Source organism: Luteibacter aegosomatis, assembly GCF_023078455.1.
Classification (GTDB): Bacteria; Pseudomonadota; Gammaproteobacteria; order Xanthomonadales; family Rhodanobacteraceae; genus Luteibacter; species Luteibacter aegosomatis.
The window spans coordinates 1,551,116-1,572,165 of record NZ_CP095740.1 but is presented as its reverse complement, the minus strand read 5'-3'; the positions used below and the strand labels follow the sequence as shown (position 1 = coordinate 1,572,165).

Sequence of the window (21,050 nt, the reverse complement as noted above, 5' to 3'; positions counted from 1 at the left end):
AGGCAAACACGTTATGCCTCTTCGGAAGTTCACTACGCCATCGGCCAGGAGTCGTAGGCGCGATGTGCGCCCCCGCGCATCGCGGCGTCGCACCGGGAGACCCGGTGCGACGGCCGATCGTTCCTAAAGCTCGGTCAATGTCGCGTTACCGGCACGGGACGTGCCTGATCGGCCTCGTTGTAGCCGAAAAGGACCGGCTGGCCGGGGTCGGTCGGAAAACGCACTTCGACGATCGGGCGCCAGATGCCGCCGACGTCGTTCATGCGAGCTTGCAACGCGCGTGCACGCTCCAATGCGGATACCGGATTGGGAAAAGGACCGGCTCGGTAGAAGAACGCCTCGATCGGCACGATGTCCGGCTGGTCGTGCGGCCATGAGAACGCGACCAGTTCGTTGTATCCGTTCCGCGGTTCGTGCTTCACGAGGTATTCGCGCATCAGTTGGGGAAAGTGCGAGAAGACCACCGCGCGATCCGGCGCGGTGAGGTCGAACCCGCATTGCCAACCTCCTGCCTGGTTGGGCTTCTGCGGGTTGCGATCCATGTGCGCGAACCAGGCAGCGGCCGTCGTGATGCCCTGCGGCTGACATGGACCGCTTTCGGGACTGCCCGGTTCGTCGAAACCTCCACAACGGGAGGGGCGGAAATCGGTGAATGCATTGAGTACGTAGGCGCATTGCACGTTCATCGGCCGCTTGCCGAACTGCACCGACTTGTCGGCGGGGTAATAGAACATGCCGGCCTGAGGCGGATACATTCCGGTGATCGGCGCGTCACGCCTGAACCACGACATCGGCACGCCGTTGTCCGCGAACGGCTGCCATGGATCGCGATCGTCGGAAGCTTCCAGGAGCACGCCCGTGCAGCGCACCGCCGGCTCGCCCCGGCAGTCCATGGAGAGGTCGTTGTAGCGGTTCATGAGATTGACGACGGTGCTGGGACCGTCCGGCCCGTCCAGCACGGCCTTGGCGGTCGGCTGACCGGAAGACGGCGGCGTAGAACATGCGCCGAGGGCGCAACCGAGCATGAGGGCTAGGTACATCGTTTAAAGCTCCAATAGTAAAGAGACGTCCATGTCGTCGCTTCCTGTTGCTCCTTGATGCGGTACGTCGGTATCCGAAGGCCGCCGCATCATCGGCCCGCGAATTCATGGATGACGTGTCGTCGCCCACCGGCGCCGGGTACGCGCATCTTTCCTTCGTCGCCCCCTCCCTGCAAGTTCATCGACGGCAACCCCTTTCGCCAAGCGGGTTCGCGACACGCGGTGGCACATCGCGAGCCGTCCCTATGCTGAGAAATTTCCCTTGCCACGCCGCTACGCCTTCGTATCAGCGATCGGGCGGACGCCTTGCCTGGTCGGCTTCGCGATAGTCGAAAAGGGTCGCGTCATCTTCCGTTGCCCCGAACGTGATAGCGATGACGGGGCGCCAGATGCCTCCCCGATCATTCATCGCGACCTGCAACCTCTGCGCCGTGGCGAGACTGTCGCCGTGCCGCGTGTCGTAATAAAACGACTCGATGGGTACCGTCGCCGGTTCGTTCGGCGGCCACGATTCGGCAACCAGTTCGTTGATGCTGCCCGTGTATTCGGGAACACCCGAATCACGCATCAGGCCTGGCAGTAGCGCGAACACCCGGGGGCCATCCGACATGCCCAGGTCGAAGCCGCATTGCCACGACATGCCGATCGAACTGGGCCGCCGCGCGAAATGCTCCCGCCATTGCGCCGCGGTGAATACGCCTTCCCGCTGGCAAGGCCCGGAGACGGGATACGTTGCCGTGTCCTCGTAGCCCTCGCAGCGTCCCTTTCGAAAATCAGTGTAAGCATTGAAGACGTAGGCACACAGGATGTACAAAGGACGCTTGCGCAAGCCAGGCGAATCGTCAGGCGCGTAGTAAGTGACACCCCCTCGGCCCTGATAAGCCTGCTTGATCCACGCGTCCTTCCTGAACCAGGACATGGGCACGCCGTTGCCTGCATAGGGTTGCCATGGATCCTTGCCGTCGACCGCTGCCTCGACGAGGACGCCCGTGCACCGCACGGCGGGCTCACCGCGGCAATCCATGGCGAGGTCCTCATAACGATGTCTCAGGTTGGCCACCGTGCCAGGTCCGTCCGGTCCGTCCAGCACGGCCGTCGTCGCTGGCGGTGCGGGGGCATGCCACGGCGAGCAGGCGCCCAGGGCGCAACCGACCAGCATGACGACGACCTGCATGAAAAAAGAAGAGCCCCGCGCGAAATGACATTCCATGTCATGTTTTCCTTTCTGCTCCGGTGCGCCCTGATTACACCCCGGATGAGGAACGATCCATAGGCCATCGGTCGTAGGGCCGCATGAGGACGCGCTCCGTCACGTGTCGTCGTCCACGGGCAAGGCCAGCACCCTGACGCGCTGGATGCGTGCACCTTCCATAGCCTTCACTTCGAACGCAAGGCCATCGGCCTCGAAGCGATCTCCCACGCCGGGTAAGCGACCGAGGCGCTGGAGCACGAAGCCGGCAAGGGTTGAGAAATTTCCTTCTGCCGCGCCTGGCAAACGGTGGCCGAGCAGGTGCTCCACGCGGCGCGCGTCGAGGCTGGCATCGAGCAGCCATGCGCCATCCGGTTCGCTCACGGCGGAAGGATCGCCCTCGCGGCCTTCGTTGGGGAATTCGCCCGCGATGGTTTCCAGCACGTCGGCGGGCGTCACCAGGCCGAGGATGCTTCCGTATTCGTCGACGACCAGCGCCACCTGCAACGACGCGCGGCGGAATTCGTCGATCAGGCGCAGCACGCTCAGCGACTCCAGCACCGTGACGGGTTTGCGCACCACGGAGGTCTCCAGGCGACCGTGATCGCTGAGGCTGGCGAGAAGATCGCGCGACGAGACCACGCCCACCAGTTCGTCGAGGTCGCCGTTGGCGACCAGCATCCAGTGATGCGGCGACTCGCGCGCTTCCTCGAGCAGGTTGCCCAGTTCGTCGGACGGATCGACCCAGACGATCTCGGTGCGCGGCGTCATGATCGAGCGCACGGGACGCTGCGAGAGATCGAGCACCCCCTGCACCATCTCCAGCTCGTCCTTGCCGAACACCGACGCCTCGGCGGCCTCGGTCGGCGCGCCGCCCGGCTCGGCCTCGTCTTCCGGACGCCCGCCCAGCAGGCGCAACACCGCCTTGGCGGTGCGGTCGCGCATGGAGCGCCCGCCGACCAGCAGCGAGCGGCGGCGATTGCGCCGCATCGTCTGGTTGAACGCCTCGATCATGATCGAGAAGCCGATCGCCGCGTAGAGATAGCCTTTGGGAATGTGGAAGCCGAATCCTTCGGCGATGAGGCTGAAGCCGATCATCAGCAGGAACGACAGGCACAGGATCACCACCGTGGGCCGCGCGTTCACGAAAGCGGTGAGCGGCTTGCTGGCGGTGATCATCAGGGCCATGGCGATCACCACGCCGATCATCATGATCGACAGGTGGTCGACCATGCCCACGGCGGTGATCACCGAGTCGAGCGAGAACACGGCGTCGAGGATCACGATCTGCAGCACGGTGAGCCAGAAACTGCCGCGTCGCGCGCCCTTGCCCTCGTGGTCGTCGGAGGCTTCCAGCCGCTCGTGCAGTTCGAGCGTGGCCTTGAACAGCAGGAAGGCGCCGCCGACAAGCAGGATGAGGTCGCGCCAGGACAAGCCGAAGCCGTTCCATTCGAACAGCGGCGTGGTCAGCGTGACCAGCCAGGACATCGCCGCCAGCAGGCACAGGCGCATGACCAGGGCCAGGCCCAGGCCGAGCAGCCGGGCATGGTCGCGCTGCCGCGCGGGCAGCTTGTCGGCGAGGATCGCGACGAAGACGAGGTTGTCGATGCCGAGCACGATCTCCAGCACGATCAACGTGAGGAGACCCGCCCAGGCGGAGGGGTCGGCTAGCCAGTCGAATACAAACATGGGCCGGCGCGCAAGGCGCCCGTTCTCTCCTTCAGGGACGCAACACTATACAGGGGCCGCGTGACGGACCGTGCCGACCTGCCGTTGCGCGGCGCGGCAAGCCTCGGCTAGGGTGCCGCATGCCCCACGATTCCGCATCCCCTGCCCTTCCCATGGACACCGACCTGTCCGCCCCGCCGGAGCGCGTGCCCGGCCTGGTCGAGACGCTTCTGTGCATCCTCGGTTACTTCGCGCTCCAGTTCGGCTTCGGTGGCCTTTTCGGCACCCTCTCGCAGCTGATCTCGCGGCAGTTTCCGCAGAGCGTGCCCGGCGCACCCGACCGCTTGATCGTGGTGGTGATCCTCACCCTGGTCTGTTCGGCCGCCATCACCATCGCCGTGCTCGTCCGCCGATGGGGTGCCCGCGCCACCGAGGGAGGCCTTTCCGGGCTCGGCTTCACCCCGCCGGACGGCCGACATATCGCCTTCGCCACGGTACTGGGCTTCGCCGCCCCGATCCTCGGCGGCCTGCTCACCTCGTGGCTGGCCGGCGGCCACGACGTGAGCCAGGCGGTCAGCGACATCGCCGACAAGGCCCACGTCGGCATGCGGGCCGCCCTGGTCCCCGCCGCCGTGGTGGTGGGCCCCCTCGTGGAGGAAGTACTCTTCCGCGGCGCCTTCCTCGCCACGCTTCGCGCCCGCATGGGCGACGGTGGGGCCATCGCGGTCTCGGCGGCGGTGTTCGGCCTGGTGCACCTGCCCGACCTCGACTGGCTCTGGTACGCCGTGCCCAACCTCGTGTTGGTGGGCCTGTTCTGCGCCTGGCTGCGTGTACGCAGCCGCTCCCTCTGGCCGGCCTTCGTGACCCATGCCGTGAACAACGCCATGGCCACGGTCGGCTGGTTCATGCGCTAGCGCAGGTCTCCAGCGCCGCGACACGCCGGGCCAGCGTCGGACCGACATAACACTGCGACCCCACGGGCAGCAGGCCCACCTCCCTGAAGGCCTCGCGATACCAGCGCGCAGGACGCGCCTGGAAACCCTCGCGATCCCCGCCGGGATCGTCCTCGCGCGTGTAGACCTCCAAGAAGGCCAACCCCTCGAGCATGTCGGCGACGCCGGTGAGGCCGGCGCGGATCTCGGCCGGCTTCAGGTAATGCAGCACGTCGGTGCAGACGATGAGGTCGAACGGCGTGTCGAAGCGCAGTTCGGCGAGCTGGCCGAAGCGGGCGTAGCCGATGTTGCGACTGCGCCCGTAGCGGGCCACGGCGTATTCGCTGGCCTCCAGCCCCCGATAGGCGATATCCGGCCGCAGACGGCGCAGCACGGCCCGCCAGGGCGCCTCGCCACAGCCCACGTCGAGCACGTTGCGCACCGGCCGGCCCAGGTAGAACTCGGCCTGCCCCAGCACCATCGCCACCTTGCGGCGCAACTCGGCCGGGGAACGCACCGCATGGTCGGCGCTGCGGTACCACTTGTCGAAATAGGCCTGGTCGTAGGTCTTGGACATATCGCGCGCCGGCTGGAAAACCGCCATGTTAGCGGTCCCTCCACTTCGGGCATACACTCGTCCGGGCAACATCTCGCCATCGCCCCAGGAGAGTCACATGCCCCGTATCCAGTTGCGCATCACCGGCGACCGCGACGTGTTCGACGACGTGATCACCGCCCTCCACGGCATCGACGGCATCGAGCGCGTCGAGGAGGTCGACGATTTCATGAACGACTTCCGCGACGACTCCAGTTCGCAGAACCTGTCCGACGACATGAGTTCGAAGACCTACACCGTCGAGGTGGAATCGCCGCGCAGCAAGCTGGAACGCGTGCGCGAGGTCGCCGAGGAGACCGCGGGTACCCGGGAAGCGGCGATCGAGTTCGTCGACCCGGACGAAAACGAGATCTGACACCTTTCGCTCCACCCGGTTCGCGGACAGGGTCCGCGAACGGGATCGCAGTAAACCTACCGGGTCGTCCAACCGTTCAACGGAACATCGCCCCCGAGAACGGAAGGTTCCATGCGATCGCTTTTCGCCGCATGCCTGTTCGCCGTCGCCGCCCTGCCGGCGACGGCTGCCGACACGGCCCTGTCGAAAGAAGATGCGGCCTGGCTGAACCGGGTCACCTTCGGCGCGGATTCGGCCACCGTCGCGAGTTTTCGCGACCTGGGCAAACGCCGTTTCCTCGACCGTCAATTGCATCCCTCCGACGAGGGCTTGCCCCCCGCCGTCAAAGCGCAGATCGCGGGTTTCGACGTCATGAAGACACCGACCGCCACCCTGCTCGCGCAGGTGCGCGACCAGTATCGCGACGTGAAGGACATGCCCGATGGCGATGCGAAGCAGGAGGCGCGCAAGGCCCTGCAGAAGCAAGGCAACGAGTACGCGCAGGAAGCGCAGTCCGCCGAACTGCTCCATGCGATATACGACGAAAACCAGCTGCGTGAACAGTTGGTATGGTTCTGGCTGAATCATTTCAGCGTGTTCCAGAACAAGGGTCGCGTGCGCTGGCTGGTGGCCGACTACGCGCAGGACACGATCCGCCCGCATGCCCTGGGGAAATTCCGCGACCTGGTGATGGCGACGCTGAAAAGTCCCGCCATGCTCGAATACCTCGACAACGCGCAGAACGCGCGCGACAAGGTCAACGAAAACTACGCGCGCGAACTGATGGAACTGCACACGCTCGGCGTGGGGTCCGGCTACACGCAGGCCGACGTGCAGAACCTCGCACGCATCCTCACCGGCGTGGGCGTGAACTTCGACGGCCAACCGCGCAAGATCCGGCGCGATCTCCAGCCTTACTACGTCCAGGAAGGCGTCTTCGAGTTCAACCCGAACCGTCACGACTTCGGCGACAAGGTCCTGCTCGGCCACGCCATCAAGGGAGGCGGTTTCGACGAGGTGGAGAAAGCCGTGGACCTCATCGTGAGCCAGCCGGCCTGCGCCACGTTCGTGTCCACGAAGCTGGCGAAGTATTTCGTGTCGGACGACCCGTCGCCGGCCCTCGTCGACGCCATGGCCAGGACGTTCCGGCGCAGCGACGGCGACATCGCCGAGGTCGTGAAGACGATGCTTACCTCGAAGGATTTCACCGCGTCGCTCGGCAAGCGCTACAAGGATCCCACCCAGTTCCTCGTTTCCACCATGCGACTGGCTTATGACGGCAAGCCGGTGGCGAACCCGCGTCCGCTGGTGAACTGGATCAACCAGCTCGGCCAGGCGCCCTTCGGTCGCGTCACGCCGGACGGCTGGCCGTCGGCCGATTCGGAATGGTCCAGTTCCGGCCAGGTGGCCAAGCGCTTCGAGATCGCGCGCGCCATCGGCAGCGGCGCCAACCACCTGTTCGACCTCGACGAGGGCGGCACGCGCCAGCGCGGCGGCTTTCCGCAACTGACCACGCCCATTTACTACGCCACCCTCGATCCCTATCTCGGCCCAAGGACGCGCGACGCGTTATCGCAGGCCACCTCGCAGCAGGAGTGGAACACGTTCCTGCTCTCGTCCCCCGAATTCAACTACCGCTGAGGCCTCCCATGGATCGCCGCCGGTTTCTCCTCGCCCTCGCCGCCACCGTGCCCGCCCTGACCCTGGGCGGCAAGGTGTTCGCCGCACCCGCCCTTGCGCCTCGTTTCCTGCTGGTGTTCCTGCGCGGCGGCTACGACGCAAACAACCTGCTCGTACCGTACGCCAGCGATTTCTATTACGAGTCGCGGCCGAGCATCGCGCTGGCCAGACCCACGCCCGGCGATCCCGCGTCGGTGCGCGCGCTGGATGCGAACTGGGCCCTCGCCCCCGCGGTCGCGCAGACGATGGGGCCGCTGTGGGACAGGAAGCAGCTCGCGTTCATTCCCTTCGCTGGCACGGACGATCTCTCCCGCAGCCATTTCGAAACGCAGGACAACATCGAGGGCGGCGAAGCCGGCGATGCGCGGCACTACGCTTCCGGCTTCATGGGTCGCCTCAGCGGCGTGCTGCGCGGCGTGCCGCCCATCGCGTTCACCGACGCGCTGCCGCTGTCGTTCCGTGGCGCGGGCGACGTGCCCAACGTTTCGCTCAAGGGCGGCGGCAAGGCCGTATTCGACGATCGGCAGTCGAAGATCCTCGCCTCCATGTACCAGGGCACGGCGTTGCAGGCCGCCGCCACCGATGGCCTGCAGTTGCGACAGGACGTGGCGAAGGATCTGCAGACCGAAATGGTGGCCGCCAGCCGCGGGGCCGTGAACGCGCGTGGTTTCGCCCAGCAGGGCGAACGCATGGCGACGCTGATGCGCGACCGCTTCCGCCTCGGCTTCGTCGACGTGGGCGGTTGGGATACCCACGTGAACCAGGGCGGCGCCAACGGCCAGCTCGCCAGCAACCTCGACAATCTCTCCCAGGGTCTCGCCGCCTTCGCCGATGGACTCGGCGAGAAGGAGTGGAACGATACCGTGGTGGTGGTGGTCTCCGAATTCGGCCGCACGTTCCGCGAAAACGGCAACAAGGGCACCGATCATGGGCATGGCACCACCTACTGGGTACTCGGCGGCAAGGTGGCGGGTGGCCGCATCGCCGGCCGGCAGGTGGCGGTGAACGCGGGGAGCCTGCTGCAGAACCGCGACTACCCGGTGCTCAACAATTACCGCGAGGTGCTCGGTGGCCTCATGCGGCGCATGTACGGCCTGTCCGACGCGGACCTCGCCACGGTCTTCCCCGGCGCCAGGGCCACCGATCTGCAACTGGTCTAGGGCTGCCAGACCTGTCCTTCCGGATGGGCGAGCTGGCGGTCGAGATAATAGGCCGCGCTGATGAAGGCCAGGTGGGTGAGCGCCTGCGGGAAGTTCCCCAGCGGATCGCCGCGCCAGTTCAGCTCCTCGGAAAACAGGCCGAGATGGTTCGCATACAACACGCCGCGCGCCATGATCGAGCGCGCTTCGTGCAACCGTCCCGCGCGCGCGAGGCACTCCACGTACCAGAACGTGCAGGTGGTGAACGCGCCCTCGCCCCCTTCCAGCCCGTCCGCGTTGCGATAGCGGAACACCATGCCGTCGTCGGTCAATTGCGTACCGATGGCATCCAGCGTCGCCAGCCAGACCGGATCGGTCGCGGACACGAAGCGCATCAGGGGCATCATGAGCAGCGAGGCGTCGAGGTCGTCTCCGCCCCGGGTCTGCACGAAATAGCCATGTTCGGGATGACGGAAGTTGGCCCAGATATCCTCGGCGATGCGGTCGCGTTCGGCGATCCAGTCCACGATGGGCGCCGGCAGCGAGCGTTTTCCGGCCAGCCGCACGGCGCGGTCCAGCGCCACCCAGCACATCAGGCGCGAGTGGAGGAAATGGCGGGGCTTGTCGCGGATTTCCCAGATGCCTTCGTCGGCGTCGCGCCAATGGCGCGATACGTGGTCGATGATCCGTTTCACGTGATCCCAACCCGCGCGGCTGATCGCCGTGCCGTACTTGTTCGACAGGTAGATGGCGTCCATCAGCTCGCCGAAGATATCGAGCTGCGTCTGCGTGCGGGCGGCGTTGCCGATGCGCACCGGCCGCGAGTTCGCGTAGCCCGCGAGATGGTCGAGCGTGGATTCCTCCGCGGCCTCGCCACCATCCAACGCATACATGATGTGCAACGCGGAATGTTCGCCGAGGCTTTCGATCCGCGTCTCCACCCAGTCGCGAAAATGCTCGGCCTCCTGCACGTAGCCCATCCGCATGAAGGCATAAACGGTGAACGACGCATCCCGGATCCACGTCGCCCGGTAATCCCAGTTGCGTTCCGCTCCCGTGGCCTCGGGCAGGCCGAACGTGGCCGCCGCCGCGATCGAGCCGTGGCGATGCGAGGTGAGCAGCTTCAGCACGAGCGCGGAGCGGTCCACGCGTTCGCGCCAGCGGCCCCGATACGTGGAGCGGCGCATCCAGCGGCGCCAGGCATCCAGCGTCGCCCCGAGGGCGTGGCGGCACTCGTCTTCGGTGAACGGATCGCATTCCTCGTCGCAGAGTACGAACCAGGCGTTCTCCCCGGCTGCCAGCGAACATCGCGCCTCGGCCTCGCCGTCGCCGATGCGCAGGGGCACCGTCGCGCCAAGCCGTACCGACGCGCTCGGCGCATGGAAGACCGCCGTGTCGCCATAGGCCTCCGTTTTCGGCACCTGGCGTGCGTAGTCGAAACGGGGGCGGCAGCGCACGTGGATGTCCACGTCGCCGCGTATTACTTTCACGCAGCGCACCAGGCTGCGCGGCACGCGCGAGTCAATCTCCGGGTGCGGCATGAAGTCGGTCAGTTCCACGCTGCCCGCCTCCGACATCCATCGCGTGATCAGCACATTCGTTTCAGGCACGTAGAGCTGCATGCGCCGGGCATCCTCCAGCGCGGGCTCCACCGTGAATTCGCCACCCTCGTCCGGATCGAGCAAGGCGGCGAAGATCGTGGGGCTGTCCATGTGCGGCCAGCACAGGTAATCCACCGTGCCGTCGATCGCCACGAGGGCGGCGGTATCCATATTGCCGACGATGCCGTGGTCGCCGATGGCGCGGCCGGGCATGGGGTTGTCGCGACGAGGCACGCGGGTCTCCCGAAGGTTTCGGGGATTGATGCCATGCGCGGCGTGAACTGCTTGTCGTTCCTGCGAAAGGGGAATCCGGCGCGTTGAATCCCGGCTTTCGCGCATGGGCACCTAGGCGAAATTCCTGCGTGCGCCGGGATGACGGGGTCAGAACTCCAGCCGGTAAGCCACCTTCACCAACCCCTCTTCCACGTCCTTCAAGCCGAATCCCCGCTGGAACTGGTTGCCCAGCGCATCGTCCGTGTCCTGCTCGTAGCCGCCACGGTTGTAGACGATGTAGAGGTTCGACAGCGGCGCGATCTCGTAGCGGTAGCGGATCTGGAAGCCCAGGTTGGCCACGCCCAGCCCGTCCACCGGATCGTCCACCGGGATGGCCCGGCCGTTGGGCGCGATCCGGTAGGCCTGGCGCAGCTTTGCCCCCACCGCCAGCGTCTGCAGCTTCACGCGCAATTCCTGCCGGTTGCCGATGTTCCAGTTCACGCCGCTGTCGATGCCGAACGTGCGACCGTCGTAGGAGCCCACGAGGTTGTCGTGCTGCCAGATCAGCCAGTCGGGGTCCCACTCGTAACTCGCGCCGGTGAACACGCTGAAGCCGTCGGTGATGAAATAGGTGGGCGTGAACTTGAGGTAATAGCTCAGCCGGTGCAGGCCGCTGAGCTGGTTGCCCATGACGTAGCCCTCGGCTTCCCAGGCCCAGCGACCCGAACGCGGCTGCTCGCGGTCGAAGTAGAGCCGACCCGTGCGCGGGGTGCGCAACGCGTTGCCGCCGCGGGTCAGCAGGTCGTCGTAGGCCGAGGTGAACAGGTCGAGCCGGAGCTGTTCCATGCCACCGTCGCGGCGCTGGCTGTCGCGCTGGAAGCGGAAGCGGCGGGAGATGCGCCGGCCGTCGGAGTCGTCCGCCTGCGAAATGCGGTAATGCCACAGGTGCGAGGCGTAGGCCGAATCGGCGGGCAGGTCCGTGATGCGCTGGCGCACTTCCCAGTGCAGGTACGTCATGTCGTTGCGCGGCAGGTAGCCGAAATCGTCGATCTCCAGGTGCTTGCCGAAGTACATGCCCAGCCACTGCTGGCTCCACGTATCGTTCATTTCCCAATACGCGATGCTGGTGGCGCCCAGGCCCTTGCTGTTCTCGCCGGGCTGGTCGATCTTGCTGCCGACGATGTTGCTGGTGAGCGTGAACGACTTGTTCGGCTGCCAGCGATGGTCGAAGCCGAGCACGTTGGCATCGCGATCCAGATAGGGGTGATTCACCCGCGTGGCGAGCATGCCGAAGGTCTGCGTGCCGAAGTCGTGCAACAGGCGCAAGGCGCCGAACGAGCGCCCGGCGTCGCCCTTCTCCTGCGCGGTGAGGATGCCGTAGCTGGTGCCGCCCACGCTGCCGTTGAGCTTCACCGCCGCGGAGATGTCGGCGGGCCCATGGCCGTCGTCGGACAGGCCGCCCACGCGGCGGGTGTAGACCAGCTGCGAGTAGTCGTCGAGCAGGCTGAAATCGAAGATGCCCTGATTCTCGGTGAAGAACGGGCGCTTGTCGGTGAAGAAGGTTTCCGTCGGCGAGAAATTCACGACGAGGTCGTCGCTTTCCACCTGGCCGAAATCGGGATTGATGGTGGCGGTGAGCTGGGTCTGTCCGTTGGGCTTCCACTGGATGTCCGCGCCCTGCTCGAACGAGGTGCCGCCGTGGGCGCGATCCGTGCGCGCCACGACGTAGGGCGTGACGGCGAACAGCGATTGCGAGTACGCGGGCAGCTCCACGCGCTGGAAGCTCGAGAGGAAACGCCCCTGGTCGAAACTCACCGCCGGCCAGGCCACGCGCTCGCCGGTGGCCGCGATGATGCGATCGATGTAGAGGCCGATACGCCGCGTGTCACCGGTCGCCTTGTGCATCGGCGCGATGTACCAGGGGATCAGCACCTCCACCGAATAGCCGTCCGCGTCCTGGGTAACCGCGTGCTCCCAATTGCCGTCCCAGTCGTAGCTGAAGTCGGATTCGTTGGTGATGATCTCGTCGGCGATGCCGCCCTGGGATTTCACCTCGAAGTCGTAGCCCACGCGACCGTCGCCGTTGAAATCCACCATCACGTTGATCCGGTCGACGCGGGCGTCCTCGTCGCGACGGGTCTGCTGCATCGACCGGGGAATGCCCGCCGGCTGGGTCACGCGAACGGCGACGGCCAGGCCCTTGGGCGTCGACAGCACCCAGGCTTCGGTGGGCTGATTGCCCGGCTTGCCGGTCAGCGGCTGGGTCTGGCGGAAATCGGTGATGTGCTCGGCCCCGGCCCATTCGGCCGGGTCGATGCGTCCGTCGATCGTCACCTCGGCTGCGTGGGCGGCACAGGCACAGGACAAGAGGGCCAGCAGGGCGAGGCGACGGCGCATGAACTTCCCGATTCGTTAGGACTTGCGGAAATGGATGCCCCCCGACGCCGGATGGTTGTGCATGACCCATGGCCCATGCGTTTTCAGCCCGTTTCCCGGATGAGGTCCACCAGGGCACGCAACGCCGCCGGTACGTGGCGACGGCCGGGGTAGTAGAGGCAAAGGCGATCGAAGGGCGGCGTCCAGTCGTCCAGCACGCGTTCCAGCCGCCCCTCGGCCAGGGCATCCACCACGTCGTATTCGCTCAGGTAGGTGAGGCCGAGTCCCGCGAGGGCCGCCTCGCGCATCAAATGGGGTTCATCGAGGGTCACGGGGCCGTAGGTTTCCACGGTGACCGCCTCGCCGTGTTTTTCGAATTCCCAGTGATAGATATGCCCGGACGCCATGCGCGCGCGTATGCAGGCGTGGCGGCTCAGATCAGCCGGGCTTCGCGGCCGTCCGTGACTCGCGAAATAGGACGGCGAGCCGACCACCGCATAGCGGATGGGCGCGCCCAAGGGCACCGCCACCATGTCGCCGGGCACGGTGTCGAGCGTGCGGAAGCCCGCGTCGAAGCCGTCGCGCACGATGTCGATCAGGCGGTTGTCGGTCACCAGGTCGACGTGCACGCCGGGATACCGCTGCATGTAGGGGATCAACAAGGGCCCCATCAGCCGCCGCGCTGCGCCGGGGGCCAGGTTGATCCGCAAGGTTCCGCGGGGCGCGTCGCCGTCGTCGCCGATCCGTTCCATCGCTCCCCGGATGCCCGCCACGGCCGGCGCGACATCGGCCACGAAACGTTCCCCGGCTTCCGTGAGCCGTACGCTGCGGGTGGTGCGATGGAACAGGCGCGCTCCCAATCGGGATTCCAGCGCCGCCACGGCCTGGCTGGCGGCCGACGTGGAGATGTCCAGTTCAGCGGCGGCGCGACGAAAGCTGCCATGGCGCGCCACGGCCAGTACGGCTTCGAGTTCGGTAAGTCCGCTGCGCATTGTCCGCCTCTACTTAACGCCCCATTCTGTTTTGTGCAGCTTATCAGGCCAATCGTCCGGCCACATCCTTCGAAATGTCCCCCTACCGGAGCAAGCCCATGCACAGCATCGACCAGGTCTACATCGATGGCGCTTTCGTCGAACCCCACGGCACCGAGCGCTTCGAACTGTTCAATCCCGCCACCGAGGCCCTCCTGGGCACGGTACGTCTTGCCGACGCGGATGACGCGCGCCTTGCCATCGCCGCGGCAAGGCGCGCCTTTCCGGCGTGGTCGCGCACCACGGTGCAAGAGCGCGTCGCCCTGCTCCGCCGCATGCACGACGCGATGCTCGCCCACGAGGACGAACTGCTGGCGGCCGTGATCGAGGAATACGGCGCGCCGTCGGCGCGTTCGCGCTGGATGGCGCAGTTCCCCGCGCAGGTATTCCTGCAGGCCATCGATACCCTCGAAAACTACGCGTTCGAACGGCGCCTCGGCAGTGCGCGCGTCATCATGCAGCCGGCTGGCGTGGTGGGGCTCATCACGCCTTGGAACAGCGATGCCGGTTTCATCTGCGGCAAGCTCGCCACGGCGCTGGCGGCCGGTTGCACCGCCGTCATCAAGCCCAGCGAGATGAGCGCGTTGCAGACGAGCGTGGTGATGAAGGCCCTGCACGAAGCCGGGGCGCCCGCCGGCGTGTACAACATCGTGACCGGACGCGGCGACGTCGTCGGCGCGGAAATCGTCGGCAGTCCCGACGTGCGCAAGATCTCGTTCACCGGTTCCACCGCCGTCGGCAAGGGCATCCTGCGCGCGGCGGCCGACGACGTGAAGCGGGTGACCCTGGAACTGGGCGGCAAGTCGCCCAGCGTGATCCTGGACGATGCCGACTTCGCCACCGCCGTGCCGATGGCCGTGATGGCCGGTTTCATGAACAGCGGACAGGCCTGCATCGCGGGCACGCGCCTCCTCGTGCCGCGCTCGCGCCTCGCGGAGTTCGAGGCGAAAGCCACCGACGTGGTGAATGCCGTCGTCTCCGGCGATCCGTCGAAGGCGGACACCGAGGTCGGCCCGATGGTGAGCCGCAAGCAGTGGGAACGCGTGCAGGGCTACATCCGCAAGGGCATCGAGGAAGGCGCCCGCCTGCTGGCCGGTGGCGAGGGCCGCCCCGACGGTTACGACCGAGGCTGGCTCGTGCGGCCCACCCTGTTCACCGACGTGCGCAACGACATGACCGTCGCGCGGGAGGAAATCTTCGGGCCGGTGCTGTCGATCATCGCGTACGACGACGAGGAAGACGCCATCGCGATCGCCAACGACACGACCTATGGCTTGCAGGCCTATGTGATGTCTTCGGATATCGACCGCGCCGCGCGCGTGGCGGCGCGCATCGACGCGGGCCGCGTGCTGGTCAACACGCTGACGCACGAGCCGAAGGCGCCGTTCGGCGGGTTCAAGCAATCGGGACTGGGGCGGGAATACGGGGAGTTCGGCCTCGAAGCCTATCTCGAACCCAAGGCCATCCTCGGGCTCGCGGTGTAACGGCAAGCCTCGATTCGCGGACAGGGTCCGCGATACGGCCTTGCCATCCCGTCGCAAGCGACGGGGCAGCAGAGCGCCCCGCGCGAGGCTCTGCTAAGGTCGCACGACGCATTCACCCCAGGGGATCCCATGCTCGCCCGTACCTGTCTCGCGCTCGCCCTCCTGCTCGCCCTGCCCGCCCTCGCGGACGAAGCGAAGAAGACGCCCACGCCCAAGGAATTGCTGGCGAAGTCCTCGCCCGCCGAATGGCGCACACCCGATCCGAAGAACCTCGTCTACATGGATCTCCCGCAGGGGCACGTCGTCATCGAACTGGCCCAGGACTGGTCGCCCGAACACGCCGCCAACATCCGCACGCTGATCCGCGAGCATTACTTCGATGGCACGCAGGTGATCCGCGTGCAGGACAACTTCGTCACCCAGTGGGGCGACCCGGACGGCGACGACAAGAAGAAGGCCAAGAGCCTGGGCTCGGCCAAGGAAACGCTACCGCCGGAATTCACCCGCAAGGGCGGCAAGTATGCGTTCACGCCTTTGCCGGACGGCGACGTCTACGCGCCCGAAGTGGGCTTCTCCGACGGCTTTCCCGTGGCTCGCGACGCGAAGGCCGGCGAGGCGTGGATCGCGCATTGCTACGGCACGGTGGGCGTGGCCCGCGATACCGGCGCGGAAACGGGCAACGGCAGCTCGCTCTACGCCATCATCGGCCAGGCGCCGCGCAACCTGGACCGCAACCTCGCGGTGGCGGGCAAGGTGCTCAAGGGCATGGATCTTCTCTCGGCCTACCCGCGCGGCGGCGAGCCGATGGGCTTCTACGACAAGCCCGAGCAGCGCGTGACGATCCGCAGCGTGCGCCTCGCGGCCGACGTGCCCGAGGCCGAGCGCACGCCGATCCAGGTGCTGCGCACCGACAGCAAGACCTTCGCGGCCCTCGTGGAAGCCAAGCGCAATCGCAAGGACGATTTCTATACGCGACCGGCGGGGAAGATCGACCTGTGCAACATCAACGTCCCGGTGCGGGATCCGTCGAAGAAGTCCTGAGCGCCCTTTCGCCGATACGATCGGCTCCCACCCCTTCGGTAGGAAAGCCCGCTACCGAAGGGGTGGGAGCCGATCGTATCGGCGAAAGCCGCGAAGCGAAGCGGCTCAATCCACCGGCGCCGTTTCCACCGTCGAAGCCGCCGCCGGCGCATCCGCCACGATCGCCTCGCGCAATGCCCGCAGCTTCTCCTTCAGTTTCGCCTCGTTTTCCGGCCCCGCGCGCACCATGAACTTCTGACCCACCGAAAGCTGCTCGTAGGCGGGGTTCGAGTACACGTAACCCTGCTTCTCGGGCAGCAACTGCAACGCGCCCTTGAGTTCGGGCGCCTCCAGCAGGTGATCGATCACCTCGACGAGCCGGTCGTTGAAATAACCCTCGGTGCCGAGGTCGCGATACGCCTGCTGGAATAGCGGGTAATTGCGCTTGTACCAGGCCGCAGCCGCCTTCGCCGGCACGCGGTCGGCCACGTACATGTAGGTGTCGTAACGCGCGTAGTTCTTCTTCGACTCCACGAACATGCCGTCAGCGGACTGCACCTGGAAAGTGCCGGTCGGCGTACGCATGGGGAGCACGTTCGTGCCGATCGTGTGCTTGGGCAACGCGTCGATGGTGGCGACCATGCGCGGGATGATCGCTTCGGGCCGCAACAGCGACTTCAGGGCACCGTCACCGGACATCGCCAGCAACGCCGACAACACGGCGTCGTCGCTCTGGTCGAGCGGCGGCAAGGCCGCCGTGGATGCGCCTGCCGGCGTCTCGATGGGATGCTGCGGCGACGCATCGCGGGCGGCGGTCGCGGCGGACGACGAGGACGCCACGTTCGCGAACGGCGGCGCGCCAACCGCTTCGCGCGCCTGTTTCTCGCGATAGACGAAGACACCTGCCACCACGAGGATGGCGACCACCAGCAAACCCGCCACCCACTTCGAACCCGACGACTGACTGCTCAAGACAACGCACTCCGCTTTGGACCAACCCCCATGGGACTACGAACGGCGGCGATGGTTCAAGGTTGACCTGGCGATGTCGCGAGTCCGCTTCGCCGATGCGATCGGCTCCCACCCCTTCGGTAGCCAGCTTTCGGCGGACTGGCTACCGAAGGGGTGGGAGCCGATCGCATCGGCGAAGCTCTTACATGTTGCGTCGGTACTCGCCGCCCACGTCGTACAACGCGTGGCTGATCTGGCCCAGGCTGTTGTTCTTCACCGCCTCCATCAGCTGCTCGAACACGTTACGACGCTCGCGCGCGGTGTTCTGCAGGACACGCAGGCTGTCCGGCGCGAGGCCGTTGCGGGCCGCGCCGTAGCGTTTCACGTTGTCGATCTGCTGGCCCTTCTCCTCCGGCGTGGAACGGATCAGCTCGATCTCCGTGGCGATCTCGCCGCCGTGGTCCTTGGGCAGGAAGGTGTTCACGCCGATGAGCGGCAGCGAGCCGTCGTGCTTCTTCTGCTCGTAGTACATCGACTCCTCCTGGATCTTGCCGCGCTGGTACATCGTATCCATCGCGCCGAGCACGCCGCCGCGCTCGCTGATCGCCTCGAACTCCTTGTAGACCGCCTCTTCGACCAGGTCGGTCAGCTCATCGACGACGAAGCTGCCCTGCCAGGGATTCTCGTTGAAGTTGAGGCCCAACTCGCGGTTGATGATGAGCTGGATCGCCACCGCGCGGCGTACGCTCTCCTCGGTGGGCGTGGTGATCGCCTCGTCGTAGGCATTCGTATGCAGGCTGTTGCAGTTGTCGAACAGCGCATAGAGCGCCTGCAAGGTGGTGCGGATGTCGTTGAACTGGATCTCCTGCGCGTGCAGCGAACGGCCGGAGGTCTGGATGTGGTACTTCAGCATCTGGCTGCGCGCGCTGGCGCCGTAGCGCTCGCGCATCGCGCGGGCCCAGATGCGGCGCGCCACGCGGCCGATCACCGTGTATTCCGGATCCATGCCGTTGGAGAAGAAGAACGACAGGTTCGGAGCGAAATCGTCGATCTTCATGCCGCGCGCGAGGTAGTACTCCACGATGGTGAACCCGTTCGACAGCGTGAAGGCGAGCTGGCTGATCGGATTGGCACCGGCCTCGGCGATGTGATATCCCGAGATCGACACCGAATAGAAATTGCGCACCTTGTGGTCGACGAAGTACTGCTGGATGTCGCCCATCATGCGCAGGGCGAACTCCGTGCTGAAGATGCAGGTGTTCTGCGCCTGGTCTTCCTTGAGGATGTCGGCCTGCACGGTACCGCGCACCGTGGCGAGCGTGTACGCCTTGATGCGCGCGTAGGTTTCGGCGTCCACCACTTCCTCGCCGGACACGCCGAGCAGCCCCAGGCCGAGGCCGTCGTTGCCCTTGGGCAGCTCGCCGTTGTAACGGGGGCGGTTGCCGTCGGGATAGAGCTCGGCGATGCGCGCGTTCACCGCCTCCCAGCGGGAGGCGTCCTCGTTGAGGTACTTCTCGACGTTCTGGTCGATCGCCGTGTTCATGAACATGGCGAGGATGATCGGCGCGGGCCCATTGATGGTCATCGACACCGAGGTGGACGGGGCCGACAGGTCGAAGCCGGAATACAGCTTCTTCATGTCGTCGAGCGTCGCGATGGACACGCCGGAATTGCCGATCTTGCCGTAGATATCCGGGCGCGGCGCGGGGTCTTCGCCGTAGAGCGTCACCGAATCGAACGCCGTGGACAGGCGCGCCGCACCGCCGCCCAGCGAGAGATAGTGGAAACGGCGGTTGGTGCGCTCGGGCGTGCCCTCGCCCGCGAACATGCGGGTGGGATCCTCACCGGCCCGGCGATACGGGAACACGCCGCCGGTATACGGGTAGTGGCCGGGCAGGTTTTCGCGCATGAGGAAGGAGAGCAGTTCGCCCCAGTCCTTCGTCTTCGGCGGCGAGACCTTGCGGATCTTCTGGTGGCTGAGCGACTCGCGGTAGTTCTCCACGCGGATGGTCTTGTCGCGCACCGTGTATTCGTTGAACTCGGCCGTGACCGACTCGAAACGCGCCGGCCACTCGCGCAGCAGGTTGATCGCCTCGCTGGTCAGTTCGCGCACGCTCTCGTTGTAGCGCTGGCGCAAGGTGGACAGCGAACGGTCGCCGTCGACGTTGAGCAGCGCATGGTCGTAGAGGTCGAACGCACGCGGCAGCGCTTCGTCGCCGATGTCCTTGAGCGATTCGTAGTAATGCTGCGCCTTGCTGGCCGCTTCGGCCTGCTTGCCGATGGACGCGTTGACGCCACGCCCCTGCTCCGCGATCTCGGCCAGGTAGCGCACGCGACTGCCCGGGATCAGCACCGTGGCGCGCGGCTCGCGCAATGCGGTATCGACCTCCGGCGTCCAGGCGGCGCCCGGCAACGAGAGCTTCTCGCGCAACAGGCGGCACAGGTTGGAGAACATCCAGGTCACGCCCGGATCGTTGAACTGGCTGGCGATGGTGGGATACACCGGCACCTGTTCGTCGGTGAGCGAAAACGCCGTGCGGTTGCGCTTCCACTGCTTGCGTACGTCGCGCAGGGCGTCTTCGGCACCGCGCTTGTCGTACTTGTTGAGTACCACCAGCTCGGCGAAGTCGAGCATGTCGATCTTCTCCAACTGGCTGGCCGCGCCGTATTCGCTGGTCATCACGTAGACGGGGAAGTCGACGAGATCGACGATTTCCGAATCGCTCTGGCCGATGCCGGCGGTTTCCACGATCACCAGGTCGTACGACTGCGCCTTGAGGAAATCGATGCAGTCGTGCAGCACCACCGACGTGGCGGCATGCTGGCGGCGCGTGGCCATCGAGCGCATGTAGACGCGCGGACTGCGCAGCGAGTTCATGCGGATACGGTCGCCCAGCAACGCGCCGCCGCTGCGGCGGCGGGTGGGGTCGACGGCGAGCACGGCAATGCGCATCCGCGGAAACGCGTGCAGGAAGCGCAGCAGCAACTCGTCCACCACCGAGGACTTGCCCGCGCCGCCCGTGCCGGTGAGGCCGAGTACCGGCGTCTTGCCGCCGGCGAGCTTCCATTCCTTGCGCAGCCGTTCGAGGTCGGCCGCCGCGAGGTGATCTTCCTCGATCGCCGACAGCATCGCGCCGATGGATATCTCGTCGTCGATGGAAGGCGTGCCCAACGAAAGCGCGACGCGATCCTGCTGGGCGCGGCGCGTGCGCAGCATCACGTCTTCGATCATCTCGGCCAGGCCAAGCTTCATGCCGTCGTTGGGATGATAGATGCGCTCGACGCCGTAGGCCTGGAGCTCGCGGATCTCCTCCGGCGTGATGGTGCCGCCGCCCCCGCCGAACACGCGCACGTGCCCCGCGCCGCGCTCGCGAAGCATGTCCACCATGTACTTGAAATACTCGACGTGACCGCCCTGGTACGACGACAGCGCGATGGCGTCGGCGTCTTCCTGCAGGGCCGCGCGCACCACGTCTTCCACCGAGCGGTTATGGCCCAGATGGATCACTTCGGCGCCCTGGCTCTGGATGATGCGGCGCATGATGTTGATGGCCGCGTCGTGCCCGTCGAACAGGCTCGCCGCCGTGACGAAACGCAACGGCGTCGCCTCCGCGTCGCTTTGGCTGGCGGGGATGTGCTTGGGCTGCGAGCTCATGAAAACTCCGGAAAACGCGGGCGCTGGAAGGGGGAATGGCCAATTCTAGCGCTGGTGCCCTCGGCGGCTCTGACGCAGTGCAGCGAAACCCGGCGTTCGTTCGCCGATACGATCGGCGCCC

General features: G+C 66.2%; 15 protein-coding genes. 6 read left to right on the top strand and 9 right to left on the bottom strand.

The features are described 5' to 3' along the window. Positions 1-134: 134 nt before the first annotated feature. The 3 genes from L2Y94_RS07250 to L2Y94_RS07240 form a co-directional block, all read right to left on the bottom strand. On the bottom strand, positions 135-1,040 hold the full coding sequence (locus L2Y94_RS07250) for a hypothetical protein (RefSeq protein ID WP_247374027.1): 906 nt from the start codon (positions 1,038-1,040) through the stop codon (positions 135-137). A 286-nt stretch (positions 1,041-1,326) separates the two neighbouring features. Further along, positions 1,327-2,250 (bottom strand): hypothetical protein, encoded by a 924-nt coding sequence (locus L2Y94_RS07245; RefSeq protein WP_247374026.1) that lies wholly within the window; start codon positions 2,248-2,250, stop codon positions 1,327-1,329. Positions 2,251-2,349: 99 nt separating this feature from the next. Further along, positions 2,350-3,918, bottom strand: a complete 1,569-nt coding sequence (locus tag L2Y94_RS07240) for a TerC family protein (protein WP_247374025.1) — start codon at positions 3,916-3,918, stop codon at positions 2,350-2,352. Between the two features lie 119 nt (positions 3,919-4,037). On the opposite strand from L2Y94_RS07240, the gene L2Y94_RS07235 reads away from it, so the two are divergent. Continuing rightward, a complete protein-coding gene (locus tag L2Y94_RS07235) occupies positions 4,038-4,811 on the top strand; it encodes a CPBP family intramembrane glutamic endopeptidase (RefSeq protein ID WP_247374024.1) in 774 nt (257 codons plus the stop codon). On the opposite strand, the gene L2Y94_RS07230 is transcribed toward L2Y94_RS07235, so the two are convergent. After that, positions 4,801-5,406: a class I SAM-dependent DNA methyltransferase gene (locus L2Y94_RS07230; RefSeq protein ID WP_247375162.1), complete on the bottom strand. Its 606-nt coding sequence runs from the start codon at positions 5,404-5,406 to the stop codon at positions 4,801-4,803. The two genes, L2Y94_RS07235 and L2Y94_RS07230, sit on opposite strands and share 11 nt — an antisense overlap. A 97-nt stretch (positions 5,407-5,503) precedes the next feature. Between L2Y94_RS07230 and L2Y94_RS07225 the strand changes: the two genes are divergently transcribed. The 3 genes from L2Y94_RS07225 to L2Y94_RS07215 all read left to right on the top strand — a co-directional run bounded on the left by L2Y94_RS07225 (position 5,504) and on the right by L2Y94_RS07215 (position 8,619). Beyond that, positions 5,504-5,800, top strand: a complete 297-nt coding sequence (locus L2Y94_RS07225) for a hypothetical protein (protein WP_186448205.1) — start codon at positions 5,504-5,506, stop codon at positions 5,798-5,800. 111 nt (positions 5,801-5,911) lie between these two features. Then, a complete protein-coding gene (locus L2Y94_RS07220) occupies positions 5,912-7,420 on the top strand; it encodes a DUF1800 domain-containing protein (protein WP_247374023.1) in 1,509 nt (502 codons plus the stop codon). An 8-nt stretch (positions 7,421-7,428) separates the two neighbouring features. Beyond that, on the top strand, positions 7,429-8,619 hold the full coding sequence (locus L2Y94_RS07215; RefSeq protein WP_247374021.1) for a DUF1501 domain-containing protein: 1,191 nt from the start codon (positions 7,429-7,431) through the stop codon (positions 8,617-8,619). Here L2Y94_RS07215 and L2Y94_RS07210 read toward each other — a convergent pair. From L2Y94_RS07210 to L2Y94_RS07200, 3 genes are all read right to left on the bottom strand, one after another. Beyond that, on the bottom strand, positions 8,616-10,433 hold the full coding sequence (locus L2Y94_RS07210; protein ID WP_247374020.1) for a glycoside hydrolase family 15 protein: 1,818 nt from the start codon (positions 10,431-10,433) through the stop codon (positions 8,616-8,618). The two genes, L2Y94_RS07215 and L2Y94_RS07210, sit on opposite strands and share 4 nt — an antisense overlap. A gap of 147 nt (positions 10,434-10,580) precedes the next feature. Continuing rightward, positions 10,581-12,809 carry a DUF5916 domain-containing protein gene (locus L2Y94_RS07205; RefSeq protein WP_247374018.1) on the bottom strand — a complete coding sequence of 743 codons (2,229 nt, stop codon included), beginning with the start codon at positions 12,807-12,809 and terminating at the stop codon, positions 10,581-10,583. Positions 12,810-12,892: 83 nt separating this feature from the next. Further along, positions 12,893-13,780: a LysR family transcriptional regulator gene (locus L2Y94_RS07200; protein ID WP_247374017.1), complete on the bottom strand. Its 888-nt coding sequence runs from the start codon at positions 13,778-13,780 to the stop codon at positions 12,893-12,895. A 98-nt stretch (positions 13,781-13,878) separates the two neighbouring features. Here L2Y94_RS07200 and L2Y94_RS07195 point away from each other — a divergent pair, with 98 nt between their 5' ends. Together L2Y94_RS07195 and L2Y94_RS07190 are read left to right on the top strand one after the other, a co-directional pair. Beyond that, positions 13,879-15,303, top strand: a complete 1,425-nt coding sequence (locus tag L2Y94_RS07195) for an aldehyde dehydrogenase family protein (protein ID WP_247374016.1) — start codon at positions 13,879-13,881, stop codon at positions 15,301-15,303. Between the two features lie 129 nt (positions 15,304-15,432). After that, positions 15,433-16,344 (top strand): peptidylprolyl isomerase, encoded by a 912-nt coding sequence (locus L2Y94_RS07190; RefSeq protein ID WP_247374015.1) that lies wholly within the window; start codon positions 15,433-15,435, stop codon positions 16,342-16,344. A 105-nt stretch (positions 16,345-16,449) separates the two neighbouring features. On the opposite strand, the gene L2Y94_RS07185 is transcribed toward L2Y94_RS07190, so the two are convergent. Together L2Y94_RS07185 and L2Y94_RS07180 are read right to left on the bottom strand one after the other, a co-directional pair. Further along, entirely contained in the window at positions 16,450-17,295 is an 846-nt protein-coding gene (locus tag L2Y94_RS07185) for a DUF3014 domain-containing protein (RefSeq protein ID WP_247374014.1), read from the bottom strand. A gap of 181 nt (positions 17,296-17,476) precedes the next feature. Beyond that, entirely contained in the window at positions 17,477-20,929 is a 3,453-nt protein-coding gene (locus L2Y94_RS07180; RefSeq protein WP_247374013.1) for a methylmalonyl-CoA mutase family protein, read from the bottom strand. Positions 20,930-21,050 lie beyond the last annotated feature (121 nt).